Here is a 14,432-nt window from a genome sequence, read left to right on the forward strand (position 1 = left end):
CGCCGTGAAGGGCGCGCCGGTCCACGCTTCGACGGCGAGCGGCGCGGCATCGGCGCGGAACGGGCGCGGTTCCGCGGCCAGGGACTTTCCATTCGCATCGCCAAGGGGCGGAACGATCAGGAATGGTCCGTCGGCCGCATTCTCGGCGCTCTGTGCGCGGCGCTCGGCGTCAGCCGTGACGAGATCGGCAACATCAAAATGCGCGATTCGCACACCGAGGTGGAGCTGAGTCCCGCGGCGATCGCCAGCCTCGACGACGGCGGACGGCGGCGGCTGATCGACCGCGGCCTGATCTCCGGAGCTTCCGGCGAGCCCAGGCTGGGCGGAGCGCGCCGCGAGCGGCGCTTCGATCGTTCCGGCGAACGTCTCGGCAAAAGGAATTTCGAGCGCACTTCGGAGCGCCGTCCTCGATACGGGCGCGACGCCTGAACAAAAGCACGGGAGCCGTTTTGCTTTTTAGAGCGAAAACGGCTCCCGTTTGTTTCTTCCGTTTTGATTTTCAGCGTCCCCAGCGAGTATAATGGACGGGAATTATCAAGAAGAAGCTGCGCGATCGTCGCATTTCCGCCGACGGGAGCGTATATCTTTCGGGAAGGGGTTTTTTTCCATGGAATTCGATCCGGAAACTATGAAAATTCACATTTGCAAAAAGTGCAAGGGGTTGGGCTTCGGCATCGATCTGAAAGGCAACCGTTTCAACTGCTCAGAGTGCAACGGCACGGGGCGCATTCTCGTCAAGACGCTCAAGGAGGAGTTCACGCTCGACAGCCTGAGCGAAAATCTTTCCTTCGACAAGGAAACGATGAAAGTCCGCGTCTGCAAATCCTGCGGCGGCCTGGGCAGCATCGATTACGGCGTCGAAGAGCGCGAATGCGAGGACTGCCACGGCACGGGACGGATCATCGAACAGAAAATCCTCACCGAATACCAGCTGCATCACGTCGACGGGATCGTCGCCTCCAAAGAGGACGCATGAACGTTTGGGGCGCCGTTTTGCTTTCAACGGCGAAAAAAATGCGAAAGACGGCGCCTCAAACCGCTAAAAACAGCTTGCTTTGTTCACAAGCTGTGCTATACTTTTCGTAATGATAAAGTCTACCTGCGGTGTTCGTGATCTTGGCTTTCGTCTTGAGCCAACACCTGTCGTCCGGTGAAGAGAAGCCGCGGCCGTCGTGGCGGTCGGGCAATCTTCCATTTCTAGCGGAACGGGTCAAGACTGCCGCGACACGGCACTGTGGGCCCAGTTTATCGAAAAGAGAGAACTCTCAGGGGGTTCCCTCTTTTTTTATATTCAGCGCCAACGGCGTATGAAAAATTTCGATACAAACAGGAAGTGAGACAATGGGTTCTCCCTATATCCATCTCGATCAGATCCGCGGGGTCATTCTCGACTGGGACGGCGTCATTGCCGAGAGCAGGCTCGATTTTACCCCGATCCGGGAAAAATATTTCGGCGGACGGCGCGTGCCTCTGCTGGAGGCGGCGGCGGAGATGCAAGAACCTCTCAAAACGGAGCTCATGAACGCCATCAGAGACGAAGAGATGCGAGGCGCCGCGCGTTCCGCCGCGGTCGCCGGCGCTTTCGATTTCATCAGCCTGCTCGACGGACGCCGCATCCCATGGTGCGTATTGTCGCGAAACTGCCGCGAATCCATCGAACGTGCCGCTCAAAGCATCGGTTTCACGCTGCCGCCGCAGACTTTCGGGCGCGAAGCCCGCTACGTCAAGCCGGACCCGCGAGCGCTGACCGATGCGGCTCAGTCCATCGGCGTGCCGGCTTCTCAGTGCCTCGTCGTCGGCGATTACCTTTACGAACTGCTCGGCGCGCGGCGCGCCGGGATGCGCTGCGTTCTCGTGAACAACTGTTCCGACCGTGAATGCGCCGCGCTGGCCGACGCCGTTTTCCCCACGATGCGCGGCCTTGCCGGCAGTTTCCTTGACGGAGGGACGCTCGTCCCCTGGGAGTATCACGACTTTGCGCGGCGCTGCGGCCGGCAAAAACTGGAAAGGATGCACGAACAGACCGTCAATGTCGATACGCCGCTGTCGTTTCAAACCCTCGGCAAGCTCGGCGAATTGGCCGCCTCGGGGCTCGGCCGATTGTCGGCGGGCGCCGCGCGCAAATTGGGGGCGCAAGAGCTGCGGGAGCAGGTTTTGTTTTCCCCTTCCTGGCTGGAAATGCCCGCGGCGCGGGTATTGAGGTCCGTATTCGCCGCCCGCTATCCGCTGCTGCATATCGACAGAGGCGAAGCTGGGCGCCCGCTCTCCTCCATCGGCAGCGTCGAAGATTTTGCAGAGGAAATTTCCCCTCGAGAGTAGACATGACCGTTTTCCGCCCGAACGGAGCCTTCTCGCGCGCTTCGCGCCGCCGGAACGAAAAAACGCAAAAAGCGGGAAGTTTCGGCACGTTCCGTGCGCGGCCGCAAACTTCCCGCTTTTATTGATCCTGCTTCTCATCGTGTGAACGGCACCAGTCCCTCAGGAGCGCCAGCGTTTCGCGCCAGGCCATCGAGGTCAGCTCCAGCCCCCGGCAGGTCGGCACGAAGTTCACCGGATGCCAGGGCGCGTCCCGCACGAGGCTGGGCGCAGGCGAAGGGACGACCTCGAAATCAGGCATAAATTTTTTCGCCCAGCGCCAAGCCCGCGCCATATGAAAACGGTCCGTCACGAGAAAGACCTGCGGGCGTGAACGCTCGTCGGAATACAGCCTTCTCAAAAGAACGGCGCTTTCGCGCAGATTGCCCTCGGTATTCAAAGAGCGAGTTTCCAGAAGCACCTTTTCCCGAGGCAGCGACGCCCGCAGCCAACGGGCCATCAACGGCGACTCGATGCCCGAAAGCAGGAGCTTCCCGTCTCCGCAACACGATAAGATTTCTCTTGCTTTCCGCAGACGCCGCTGCGAAGAAACGGAAGGCTGATACGTCTGCCCTTCGGCGACCGCGCCGCCGCCGAGCACAAGCACGACGGCCGGGCGGCCGCGACGTTCCCCCCTTGCTTCGGGCGTCAGCGCTTCCAAAAAGGCAAGCATTTTTTTGCCGCAGAAATCGGTGCACGAAAAAGCGAAAAGCAGCGTCAGCAGCCCCAACAGGAGGCGCCGCTTAGGGGGCCACTTCCCCGCCGGGATCACAAGCAAAAAGAACGACGCCGCCAGGAAAAGCCCCAGCGGCGACAGGAGGGCGATGATCAGCGTCGACTGAAAGAAAGACCACTGGCTCATGGGCGGAGCGGAAGACGTTCGGAAGTATGCGTGTTCAAGTAAGCCTCGAGGCGCGCCCGGCTCATGCGTATGTGGGCCCTCATGGCCTCGCGCACCCTTTTCTCGTCGCGGTCCAGAAGCGCTTCGATGATTTCCACGTGCCCTTCGGCAAGATGCCTGATGTATTCGGTGTCGCCCAGCGAATACGGACGATACAGATTGATCACATCCACCAGTTCCTGCAGAGAATTCATCAGGAAGCGGTTGCCCGACGACTGATACAGGAAGGCGTGGAAACGGCGATCCTCTTCCAAATACTTTTGCGGGTCCGTATCGTTGCCCATGTGTTTGAAAATTTCGAGAAACTCTTTCAGCTCTTTTTCCGGAGGATTCACCGACACCAGCGCCGCCGCAAACATTTCCAAGTCCTCGCGCAGCTCGTAAAGCGCCCCCGCGTCGCTGATCGACGGCAAAGAAACGTAAGCCCCCTTGCGCGGCGTCAGCGTCACCAGCGAAGTTTTCGCCAGCTGGCGGATCGCTTCGCGCACCGGCGTCCGCGACACGGCCATCTTTTCCGCCAGCTCGACTTCGGAAAGCTTTTCCCCCGGCTTGATGATACCGCTCACAATAGCCTGCTTGATCTTTTCGTAAACGATCTGACGAAGATCCATGTTCTTCGCCGGATGAAGCGGATTGTACATGATCATCACCCCATCATATAGAAGCAAAGCTTTGCAACCTTTATTTATGATTATACAAAAAACATCGAGTCGCCGCAATCATGAAATCTGCACGAAGTCACGCCGAAAAGGCGGCGTTTTCCTGATAAATGTCACACGATCGCTTCCCAAGACTTCTTTCATGGCCGTTCCATACAAAAAGCCGTCCCGTTGCCGTGCCGTGCGCGACAACGAGGCGGCTTTTTTGCCCCGCTTCTTTTACTTCATGAAACGGAGGACCGCTTCGGCGATAATCGCGGAACCGAGGAACGTTCCCACGAAGACCATCAGCCCGACGAGGATGATCCTCAGTCCCTGTCTTTTCAGAAGGTCGATGTCCTTGCCGAGCGCCAGCCCGGCATAGGCCAGGATGGGCGTGCAGAGACCGACAAAGCCGATCTTGCCGGCGGCCTTGCTGATGAACGCCGCTCCGGGCAGCAGATCGGGGATCGTCACGATACAGCCCAGCGTCGTAATGTAAGCGACCGCGGGCAGACCTTTCCAGGGGATCAGCTTATGGATGATCACGCCGACCGCGACGATGCCGAGCAGCACCGCCATCCCCAGCAGCGTGTCGGCAAGGGCGACTCCCTGCATCATATTGACGACGACGCTCAGGAACGTATCGATGAGCATGAAAAGGACAAGCTGTACATTAGTCATGGTCGTATACTCCCTTCTTCTGGACTACTTCTGCGCGCCGGGCTTGCTCGGAGCGTCCTTCACGCCGCACAGGCGGACGAGGAATTCGGTCATGGGCAGACCGATGAAGACCGACATGTACAGGCCGTCCAAACCGGAGAGCATGTTGCTGGAGGCAGCCAAGGCCGTAAGCTCTTCTTTCAGGTCGGGGAACATCGCCACAAGCGGCGCCAAAGAGGTCGTCATCATGCTGGCGCTGCCGGTGCCGCAGGCCATCGCCAGGGCCTGGGGACTGAACCAGGAGATCGTCGAGGCGATGATGGAGCTCATGAAGCTGCAGAACAGGGCGCCGAAGACGGTGCCGGTGATGTACACGCCCATGACGCCCAGTCCTTCGGGAGAGTCGATGCCGTATTTTTCGCCGACGAGCGCGACGCTCGACTCGCGCGCGTTGGAAAAGGCGGCGCCGACGGCTTCGCGGCGCAGCCCCAGCAGCACGGCGAAGGGAACGCCCAGCAGGGCGGTGCCAAGGTTGCCGAACTCTTGCAGCAAAAGCGCGGGAGCCGAATGGACGACCTTCCAGAAGCTGGGTCCGACCAGCGTGCCGTAGCGGGCCATGAGCAGGAAGAACGTCACGCCGACCAGCGACGAGACCTGCATCATGTCGTCCATGGAAAGGAGCTTCATCTTGGGCAGGCTGATGACCGCGCCCAGAATGAACGAGTAGAACATGGGCACCAGAACCAGCTTGGCCGGGCCGACGTCGAACGTCTTGCCGCCGATAAGCTCGGCGACGACCGACAGGGCCAGCGCCAGTGCGTGGATCTTCCAGTTTCTCAATGCTTTGCCGACAGTTTCCATACCAAAAAGCCTCCTTCTGAAATAGAGAACGTGGAGAGATAAAGCCGAAGCTCAACCGAAGGGCACATGCCCCTCGGGCACGACCTAATATTCGGAGAAGCGGGCGTCCATGGCCGCGAGATACTGTTCTTTCGTGTAAATGGGCTTGAAGCCGCCGATGATCTCGCGAGCTTTCGCCGCGTCGTCGGCCAGCAGTTCGATGACCGTCGCCAGCAGAGCCTTGGCCGAATCCATCACCGCCGCATGGAAGTCCGTCACCTTGAACTGCGCGGAATGGAGCGCGCCGACGGAACCGCCCGCCGACGGATGGATGCCGGGCATCAAATGACAGATATCGCCCATGTCCGTCGAGGCGGCAAAGTAGGAGCCGGTCAGCACCTTGTCGCGCCCGATCAGAGCCGCGGCGTTTTCGACAAAAAGCCGGTTCAGCGAATCGGAAACCGCCAGCGGCATGTCGCCGGGAATGCTGGTAAAGTGGAACTTGCAGCCCAGAGCCTCAGCGCCGCTCTTGAAGGCACGCTCCACCTTGGCGAACACCGAGTCGATCACCGCCGCGTCGCCGGCGCGCACGTAGCCTTCGAGGCGCACGTCGTCGGGCACGCTGTTGACCGAATCGCCGCCCTTGGTGATGATGAAGTGGACGCGCACATGGTCGGAGTCGCGGAACGTCTCGCGCAGCGCGTTAACGGCGTTGATGCCGGCGACCGCGGCGTAAAGCGCGTTGATCCCCTGATCGGGCGCGGCGGCGGCGTGAGCCTGCTTGCCCTCGTAGCGCACCATGAACACGCGGAAGCCGTTGCCGTGGTCGGGGACGGAAAACGCCGGCCCCGCGGAGAACTCGCCCGCGTGGATCATCATCGCCATATCGACGTCGTCGAACTCGCCCAGACGGACGAACTCCGGCTTGCCGCACAGATAGGCGATCGTGCCCTCGTCGCGCATCTTCTTGCGGCGGTCGATCTCGATGAACTCTTCCGCGGGAACGGCCATCAGCGCCACGGAACCGTCGAGCTCCTTCATGACGCCGCTTCTGACCAGCGCCGCCGCCGCGGTCAGCACGATCGACGTCTGAAGATTGTGCCCGCAGCTGTGCGAAGCGCCGTCGAGCGGATTGGCCTGCGGGTGGTTGCGGCAAACGATGCCGTCGAGTTCGCCGATCAGCGCCACTTTTGGCCCCTTGTTTTCGCCGATGTCGGCGCGAAGCCCGGTCAGCGCGATGCCCTTCTTCAGTTTCAATCCCAGCGATTCGAGATTCCCGGCCAGTTTGGCGCTGGTGCGCGTTTCGAAAAATCCCAGCTCGGCGTTGGCCGCGATGTCTTCCGCATAGGCGCGGACCATCGGCTCCGCCGCGTCGACCGCGGCAAAAACTCTTTCCTTCAACGACTCTCTGTCAACCAACCAGAACGCCTCCCTCAAAACATAGAACGTCAATCGACGCAAAAAACAAAAGGCCGCGACTTTTTACAGAGGCCGCCTTCACACCGCGGGACGCAACACAACTTCAATTGCGACGCCTTCCTTCAAAGGTAAATCGAATATAATCTAGCGCATTCGTTTTGTCAACTATAAAATCATCAGAAATATAAAAACGAAATGTGCGCTGTTACGCAAGAGAGCGCGCCCTCCCCCGACGCGACAAAGTTCGCCGCGCGCTTCATTTTTTCCCGCGCCGACTCTTCTTGACGGATAATGCAAATCGGTGTATTCTACCTACTGTTCCATGACGCGCGCTCGTAGCTCAATTGGATAGAGTGTTGCCCTCCGGAGGCAAAGGTTGTGGGTTCAAGTCCCGCCGAGCGCGCCATTTTTTTCCGAAAAAAATACCCCGTGGTGCAACGGCAGCACAAGGGATTTTGGTTCCCTTGATCCTGGTTCGAATCCAGGCGGGGTAGCCAGTTTTGTTCAATAACTCCCCCGCGGGGAGAGGCATGTCGTTTCCTTTCGACGGATAGAAAAACAGGAGCCCAGTCTTTCCACAAGACGAGGCTCCTGTTTTTTTGTGCTGTTTTTTTGCGGAACGGGCAGGGAACAATTCCGGCGTATCAGCGGAACTTCACGATGGTCACGCCCCAGCCGCCTTCGGAGTGGTCGCCGAGGCGGTACTCGGAGACGTAGGGCAAACGGGCGCAGAGCTGGTGCACGAGCTTGCGCAGGATGCCTTCGCCGCGGCCGTGGATAACGGCGACTTCGCCGTACCCGGCGCGCATGGCCTGATCGAGGTAGCGCTCCACCATCGGGATCGCTTCGTCGGCCAGCATGCCGCGCACCATGATGGAGCTGGGCACGCCTTCCGGACGCCGCACGATGGCGATCTCGTCCGCGCTCTGCCGCGCCTGGGGCGCGGATGTCGGCGTCAACTTCGCCAGCGGCACGGTGATGCGCATGGCGCCGGCCTGCACTTCGGCGTTCTTGCCGTCGATGGCCACGATCTCGCCTTTGACGCTGCTGTCGCTGAGCTTCACGGACGAGCCGACCGCCAGTCGGGGCGCAGGGGGCGCGCGGCGCACTTCGATGGCGTTCTGGCGCACGGACGACGTGTCGCGGGTCTTGTCGATCTGCGTTTTCTGCCGGGCCATCTCGCGGTGCCCGGCCGAGCGGGCCGCGCCCTCCAGCGATTTGAGCAGCGTTCGGGCTTTCGCCTCGGCGTCGTCGAGGACTTTTTGCGATTCGCGCTCCGCTTTCAGGATCATTTCGTCCCGTTTCCGTTCGGTCTCGGAACGGCTCTGCTGAAGTTTTTTCCTTTCGGCGTCGAGCCGCTGTTTTTCCTGCGCCAGTTCGCGCGAAAGCTTCTCGACGGCCAGGCGTTTTTCCTGCAGCTGGCCGATCAGGCGCTCGACGTTCAGTTCGTCGGAACTCAGACATTCTTCGGCCCGCTTGACGATGCCGGGCGGCATGCCGTAGCGTCGGGCGATCGCCAGGGCGTTGCTCTGGCCGGGGATGCCGACGAGCAGATGATACGTGGGGCTGAGAGTCTTCATGTCGAAATCGACGCAGGCCGCTTCCACGCCGGGGGTGGTGGTCGCGAAGCGTTTGATCGGATTGTGATGGGTCGTCGCCAGCACGAGAGTCTTGCGGCGCAAAAACTCTTCCAGCACGGCGATGCCCAGGGCCGCGCCTTCCTGCGGGTCGGTGCCGGCGCCCAGTTCGTCGAGCAGCGCCAGCGAATCGGCGTCGGCGTTTTCGAGCATCGAAACGATGCGTTTCAGATGGGAACTGAACGTCGAAAGGCTCTGTTCGATGCTCTGCTCGTCGCCGACATCGGCGTAAATCGCGGAGATGTCGCCGACGCTGGAACCGTCGCCGGCGGGCACAGGCAGGCCGCACCAGGCCAGATACACGGCCAGCGCGCACGTTTTCAGCGCCACGGTCTTGCCGCCGGTATTGGGGCCCGTGACGACGAGCGCCCGGAAATCTCTGCCGCAGGAGACGTCGATGGGAACGGCGCGCTCGCCCAGCAGCGGGTGGAACACGCCGTAAAAGCAGAACTCGGAGCGTTTCGTCAGCTCGGGCACGCGCCAGCGCTTGAAATGGATCAGGTCGTCCATGCAATAGAACAGGTCGAGCTGCGCCAGCGCCGTTTCCGCTTCGTCGACGGCGTTCCGGCGGTCGAGGAGCATTTTCGTCAGTTCGCCGAAGATGCGGCGCTCTTCCTGACGCTGCTGCTCCAGCAGCGCCGCGATGCGGTTATTGAAGACGACGAGGGCGTGCGGCTCCATGTAGACGGAGTTGCCCGACGCCGATTTGTCGGTGACGATGCCGGGGAAGCGGTTGATGAAAGCCTGCTTCACCAATACGGCGAAGCGGCCGCCGCGCATCGAAAGCACGCGCTCCTGGAGCATGCCGCTGGAAGGGCCGTTCAGGAAGCCGTTGCCCACGGCGCGCGCTTCGCGCCGTTTCTGTTCCAGTTCGGCGCGGATCTCGCGCAGTTTTGGCGAGGCGCCGTCGGCCAGCGAGCCGTCGCTGTTCAAAACCGAAAGCTGTTTGAGCTCGTCCGAAAACTCGCGGATGCGGTTATAAAACCAGACCAGCGGCGGAAACCTCTCTTTCGCCGTCTGCGCGCATTCCCTGACGGCCATGGCCAGCGTCAGCAGGACGCGCGCCTTCAGCAGTTCCTCCCCCAGCAGCAGCCCCGTATGGCGCGCTTCGTCCAGCGCTGCGGAGACGATCTGCACCGCGTCGTTCCACGGGAAATTGCCGCCGCTCTCCGTAAAGCTCAAATAAGCCGCCAGCAGATTCTGGCGGCTTATCAGGCTTGGCATGTCGGCGGCAGGTTCCAGCTGCACGAGAGCCCTTTTTCCCAGTTCGCTTCTCGCGCCCGCGGCAAGGCGCTCGAGGACGTCGTCGATTTCGAGCGACTGCCGCGCCTCTTTGTCGATTTTCAACTTGGATCACCAACTATACGATTTGTTTGGGGAAAAAAGCGTCGAGAGAGTTTTTGATGTCGGGAAGGATCGTGTTGACAAGCAGCACCGTGCGGCTGTCTTTCAATTCCACGCCGGGCAAAAAGCGCTCGGCATGCTGCAGCGCCACGACGACGAGGATCACGATCGCCGCGCCCTTGACGCCGCCGACCAGAAAACCGCACAGACGGTCCAGCGCCGACAGCGACACCATCGACAGCAGCGCGCGGAAAAGCTTGCCGATCAGCGCGCAGACGATACAGACGGCAAAGAAAACAAGCGCGATCGCGATCATCCGGCTCACGGAAGCGTTGAGCGAGCCGAAAAAATTCCTGAGCGCGGCGTCCACCGGATCGGCATATTTGAAGCCGAAATAAACGCCGCCGATGACGCCGGCCAGGGAAAAAATCTCGCCGGAAAAACCGCGGAAAATCCCCTTCACGGCAAAAAAGACCACGATCAACAGCATGCAAAGGTCGAATCCGTCCACGAGGGTCATTCCGCGCCCTCTCCCCGCTCGTTCTTCTCCGGCGCGCTGTCGCCGGCAGAATAATATTTCGTCAGGAGCAGATCGAGCTTTCCCTCGATCTGCTTCAGCTTGTACGCCATGTACATCCAGCCGAGGACCAGCCGCCGCTCCTGATCGACTTTGGGGTCGAGGGACGAAAACAGTTTCCGGCTGAATTCGACAATTTCGTCAAACTGCTCGGGCTCAAGAGCCGTACGAAGGAGGTAGGTCTTAGTGCCGAGAGTGACTCTTGCCTCCCGGGTGTTATCCTCCATGTTCTTACCGCCTTTCGAAGCCGGCGTCGGGCAGGATGTTTTTCAAGCTCTTGACGATATCGTCAAGCTTGCTTTCGAGAGCTTCCTTCTCCTTCTGAAGGTTCATCTTCTCCCGCTCGAGCTCCTCGATGGCGCGGTCTTTCTCCTTGAGCGCGCGGATCTTGTCGAGCTCCTTTTCATCCAGCTGCTTCTTCACCTTCGCCAGTTCGTCCTGCAAAGAGGCGTTGGACGCGGCGAACTCGCCGATGCGGCCGGAAACGCGCTCCAAGAGCTGATCGAGTTCGGATAAATTGGTCATCGTTTCTTCCTCCTTAGTTTTCTGTATTTCTGCAAGAACCTGCTTCTTATTATCTCAGTTTGTAGCCCTTTTGTTCAAGCCCCGAACGAACGCCGCTATGTTCTTCTTCGACCTCGGCGTCTTTCAGCGTGCGGTCGCTCAAACGGTACGCCATCGAAAAGGCCATGCTGCGGAAGCCTTCGGGCACGCCCTGCCCTTCGTAGACGTCGAAAAGGCGCACCGCGCTCAGCAGCGGGCCGGCGACCGCGCGGATATCGGCGATCACCCTGTCGGCGGGAACGTCCCCGGCGACAAGCATGGAAATGTCGCGATAGACCGGCGGATAGGCGTTGTTTTTGGCATAACGGGGCAGCCGCGCCTCCATGAAGGGTTCCACGTCCAGCTCGAAAGCGTACAGCGGCGTGTCGAGATCGAGCTGAGCGGCGATGTCGGGTTTCAGGCACATCAAATAGCCCACGACTTTGCCGTCGAACAGGATCTCGGCCGTCTGGCCGGCATGTCCGTCAGCACGCTGCGCGCGGCGGAACGTCAGCGCGGCGTTGCAGCTTTGGGCCAAAGCTTCCACGTCGCCCTTGACCAGCATGAAATCCTCTTTCGAGGAGGCGTAGAGCGCGCGTTTTTCCTTGCCGCTGAAGGCGACGCCGCCGATTCGCTCCACTTCCCTGACAGCGCCGTTTTCCGGCACGAAGACGCGGCCGAACTCGAAAACGCGGACGGGATCGCGCCAGCCGCCGCGCACCGTTTTGCCGACGCCGTTCAGCAGCCCCGGAAGCAGCGAAGGGCGCATCACCGACATGTCGGCGCTGATCGGATTGGCCACGACCTTGCATTGGGCTGCCTCGGGATAACGGAGCCGCGTCAGGCTGTCGGGACTGATGAAGCTCAGCGTCACCGCCTCCGTGTAGCCGCGCCCGATCGCCACGGAACGGAGCAGACGCTGCAGCCGCATGGCCGGGCTGAGCGCTCCGGCGCGGTGCAGCACGGGGATCGTCGGTTCGATCGCGTCGTAGCCGCGGATGCGGCCGACTTCCTCGATCAGATCCTCCTCGATGGCGATGTCGCAGCGGCGCGTCGGCACTTCGTATTCGGCTTTATCCCGACCGCCGGCCGCTTTTTCGATGCCGAGACGCTTCAGGACCGCCTCGGCGCCGTCCATGTCGTCCCAAACGAGGATCTTCTTCATCTTTTCCGCCGTCAGAGGCACGCGAACCGGCCGGATCTCGCCGTTCTGGGCGTAAAGGCTGCGCGAGAAGGCGCGCACGCCGCCCCACCGCTCCATCAGATGCAGCGCGTAATTCATGGCGCGCTCCGTCAGCAGTGGATCGACGCCGCGGGAATAGCGGAACGAAGCTTCGCTGGGGATGCCGAGGCGGCGCGACGTCTTGCTGACGAAGGGGGCCGCGAAGTTGGCGCTCTCCAACAGCACGTGCTCGGTTTTCTCCGTGATTTCGGAGTTAAGCCCGCCCATCACGCCCGCCAGCGCCACGCCGGTGCCGCTGCTGGAGATGACGAGGTCGGACGGCAGCAGCCGATGTTTTTTGCCGTCGAGCGTGACGATCTCTTCGCCGTCGCGGGCGGCGCGCACGCCGATGTTGCGCCCCGGCAGGCTGGCCGCGTCGAAAGCGTGCAGCGGCTGGCCAAGGGCCAGCATCGCGTAGTTGGTCGCGTCGACGATGTTGTTGATGGGGCGCATGCCCGCCATGCACAGTCTCACGCCGGCCTGAAGCGGCGCCGGCGCGATCCTGACCGAATCGGCCATGCCGAGTCGGTAGGCGCGGCAGCCTTCGCTTTCGAGCGAGATCCCTTCGAACGGCAGCGTCCACTCGCCGTCATAGCCGGGCTTGGGAATCTCCGGCACATGCAGCCCGCACTGCGGGAACAGCGCGTGAATCTCCAGAGCCGCGCCGAGAACGCTGAGCAGGTCGCCGCGGTTCGGCGTCACCGACATGTCGAAGACCGTGTCGTCCAGCCCCAGCCACGCGCCGGCATCGGCGCCGAGCGGCGCGTCCTGCGGCAGGACGAGGATGCCGTACACGTCGGTCAGATCGGGCACGCCCAGTTCTTTGGCCGACGCCATCATGCCGGCGCTGTTGAAGCCGTCGAAATCGCGATACTCCAGCTCCACGCCGCCGACGGTGGACGAGCCGGGCGCGAACCAGGGAATCACGTCGCCCAGCTTCACGTTCGGCGCCGCGGTGACGCAGAGCGGATACTCTTTTTCCCCCACGTCGAGGCGAGTCACTTTCAGACCGGATTTGGTCGGGTGCTGCGAGCATTCGACGATTTTGGCGATGCGCACGCCCCTGACGGCCGCGCAGGGACGCGCGATCGACTCGATCTCGGTGCCCGTCACCGTCAGCTTCTCGGCGATCTCTTCAAGAGGCGCGTCAAGCGCGATGAAATCTTTCAGCCAGTTGATGGAGAGCAACATTATTCATGCCTCCCGGAAAGAAGATAGGAAACGTCGCCGTCGAACAGCGCGCGGAGGTCCGTCAGGCCGTATTTGAGCATGGCGATGCGGTCGAGCCCCATGCCCCAGGCGAAGCCGTTGTACACGTCGGGGTCGATGCCGCCGTAACGGAGCACGTTGGGGTGGCACATGCCCATGCCGCCGATCTCGAGCCAGCCGGTGCCCTTGCAGATCTGGCAGCGGCAATCGGAACCGCCGCACTTGAAGCATTCGATGTCGACTTCCATCGACGGCTCGGTGAACGGGAAATAGCTGGCGCGGTAGCGGGCTTTCAATTTCCTGCCGAAGACGCCGTGGATCATCGCTTCCAGGCAGCCCTTGAGGTCGCCGACGGAGATGTTTTTATCGACGACCAAACCTTCGACCTGATGGAACATCGGCGAGTGCGTAGGGTCGTTGTCGCGGCGGTACACTCGTCCGGGGCAGGCCACGCGCAGCGGCGCGCCCATGTCGAGCATGGCGTGGATCTCCATGCCGGAAGTATGCGTGCGCAGCAACCGCCCGTCGCCGAAGTAAAACGTGTCCTGCATGTCGCGGGCCGGGTGGTGCGGCGGGATGTTCAACGCTTCGAAGTTGAAGAAATCCGTCTCGATCTCCGGCCCGGTTACGGTCACGAACCCCAGCCCTTCAAGAACTTCCAGCACGTCCATCGTCACCTGCACGACGGGATGCGCGCCGCCGCAAGCCCGGCCGCGGGCAGGCTGCGTGACGTCGACGCGGTCGCGCAGTTCCATCTCGGTCAGTTTCTGACGCTCGAGCTTTTCGATCGCCTCGTCGAGCTTCGACTGAAATTCGTCTTTGGCACCGTTGATGATCTTGCCCGCCTCGGGGCGCTCCTGCGGCGACAGTTTGCCCAGCATCTTCTGCAGGCCCGTCATCGCGCCCTTCTTGCCGAATACCGCGATGCGGCAGTCGTTCAGCGATCCGAGCGTGGCGCCGTCTTTCAACGCGCTTTCGATCGTCCCGCGGATTTTTTCTATTCCAAGAGCGATTTCGCTGCTCATGATCCTTTCCTCCTTGTCCGTTCCCGTTGAGACCCCCGTCTTCAGACAGGCCTCATAAA

Annotated in this window: 14 protein-coding genes and 2 tRNA genes; 5 read left to right on the top strand and 11 right to left on the bottom strand. The window is 61.3% G+C overall.

Annotated features, from left to right (window positions below; genetic code table 11):
* From HMPREF7215_RS09285 to HMPREF7215_RS12510, 3 genes are all read left to right on the top strand, one after another.
* A partial coding sequence (locus HMPREF7215_RS09285) for a DbpA RNA binding domain-containing protein (protein ID WP_009165583.1) occupies window positions 1-429 on the top strand: 429 nt, incomplete at its 5' end.
* Window positions 430-607: 178 nt separating this feature from the next.
* Entirely contained in the window at window positions 608-976 is a 369-nt protein-coding gene (locus HMPREF7215_RS09290) for a molecular chaperone DnaJ (protein WP_009165584.1), read from the top strand.
* Between the two features lie 365 nt (window positions 977-1,341).
* Window positions 1,342-2,319, top strand: coding sequence for an HAD family hydrolase (locus tag HMPREF7215_RS12510; protein WP_009165587.1), 978 nt, complete (start codon window positions 1,342-1,344; stop codon window positions 2,317-2,319).
* Between the two features lie 118 nt (window positions 2,320-2,437).
* Here the strand turns inward: HMPREF7215_RS12510 and HMPREF7215_RS09300 are convergent, their stop codons facing one another.
* The 5 genes from HMPREF7215_RS09300 to HMPREF7215_RS09320 all read right to left on the bottom strand — a co-directional run bounded on the left by HMPREF7215_RS09300 (window position 2,438) and on the right by HMPREF7215_RS09320 (window position 6,816).
* On the bottom strand, window positions 2,438-3,217 hold the full coding sequence (locus HMPREF7215_RS09300) for a YdcF family protein (protein WP_009165588.1): 780 nt from the start codon (window positions 3,215-3,217) through the stop codon (window positions 2,438-2,440).
* The gene (locus tag HMPREF7215_RS09305) at window positions 3,214-3,897 is read right to left on the bottom strand and encodes a GntR family transcriptional regulator (protein WP_156797510.1); all 684 of its coding nucleotides are present in this window, start codon (window positions 3,895-3,897) and stop codon (window positions 3,214-3,216) included. Before HMPREF7215_RS09305 ends, HMPREF7215_RS09300 begins: the two co-directional genes overlap by 4 nt.
* A gap of 237 nt (window positions 3,898-4,134) precedes the next feature.
* A complete protein-coding gene (locus HMPREF7215_RS09310; RefSeq protein ID WP_009165590.1) occupies window positions 4,135-4,578 on the bottom strand; it encodes a hypothetical protein in 444 nt (147 codons plus the stop codon).
* Window positions 4,579-4,602: 24 nt separating this feature from the next.
* Complete coding sequence (locus tag HMPREF7215_RS09315) at window positions 4,603-5,418, bottom strand: DUF3100 domain-containing protein (protein WP_009165591.1); 816 nt, start codon at window positions 5,416-5,418, stop codon at window positions 4,603-4,605.
* An 84-nt stretch (window positions 5,419-5,502) separates the two neighbouring features.
* A complete protein-coding gene (locus HMPREF7215_RS09320) occupies window positions 5,503-6,816 on the bottom strand; it encodes an amidohydrolase (protein WP_009165592.1) in 1,314 nt (437 codons plus the stop codon).
* Between the two features lie 329 nt (window positions 6,817-7,145).
* Here HMPREF7215_RS09320 and HMPREF7215_RS09325 point away from each other — a divergent pair.
* Window positions 7,146-7,222 (top strand) — tRNA-Arg (locus HMPREF7215_RS09325).
* Window positions 7,223-7,239: 17 nt separating this feature from the next.
* A tRNA-Gln gene (locus HMPREF7215_RS09330) sits at window positions 7,240-7,313 on the top strand.
* 147 nt (window positions 7,314-7,460) lie between these two features.
* Here HMPREF7215_RS09330 and HMPREF7215_RS09335 read toward each other — a convergent pair.
* From HMPREF7215_RS09335 to pheS, 6 genes are read right to left on the bottom strand one after another with little or no spacing between them, the layout of a single operon-like run.
* On the bottom strand, window positions 7,461-9,800 hold the full coding sequence (locus HMPREF7215_RS09335) for an endonuclease MutS2 (protein ID WP_009165594.1): 2,340 nt from the start codon (window positions 9,798-9,800) through the stop codon (window positions 7,461-7,463).
* Between the two features lie 13 nt (window positions 9,801-9,813).
* Window positions 9,814-10,317, bottom strand: coding sequence for a CvpA family protein (locus HMPREF7215_RS09340; protein WP_009165595.1), 504 nt, complete (start codon window positions 10,315-10,317; stop codon window positions 9,814-9,816).
* Window positions 10,314-10,601, bottom strand: coding sequence for a hypothetical protein (locus tag HMPREF7215_RS09345; RefSeq protein WP_009165596.1), 288 nt, complete (start codon window positions 10,599-10,601; stop codon window positions 10,314-10,316). Before HMPREF7215_RS09345 ends, HMPREF7215_RS09340 begins: the two co-directional genes overlap by 4 nt.
* 4 nt (window positions 10,602-10,605) lie before the next feature.
* On the bottom strand, window positions 10,606-10,899 hold the full coding sequence (locus HMPREF7215_RS09350; RefSeq protein ID WP_009165597.1) for a hypothetical protein: 294 nt from the start codon (window positions 10,897-10,899) through the stop codon (window positions 10,606-10,608).
* A gap of 49 nt (window positions 10,900-10,948) precedes the next feature.
* Entirely contained in the window at window positions 10,949-13,330 is a 2,382-nt protein-coding gene (gene pheT, locus HMPREF7215_RS09355; RefSeq protein WP_009165598.1) for a phenylalanine--tRNA ligase subunit beta, read from the bottom strand.
* A complete protein-coding gene (gene pheS, locus HMPREF7215_RS09360; protein WP_009165599.1) occupies window positions 13,330-14,373 on the bottom strand; it encodes a phenylalanine--tRNA ligase subunit alpha in 1,044 nt (347 codons plus the stop codon). The genes pheT and pheS overlap by 1 nt, the downstream gene beginning before the upstream one ends.
* Window positions 14,374-14,432: the final 59 nt, after the last annotated feature.

Origin of the sequence: Pyramidobacter piscolens W5455 (assembly GCF_000177335.1) — a bacterium.
Lineage (GTDB): Bacteria > Synergistota > Synergistia > Synergistales > Dethiosulfovibrionaceae > Pyramidobacter > Pyramidobacter piscolens.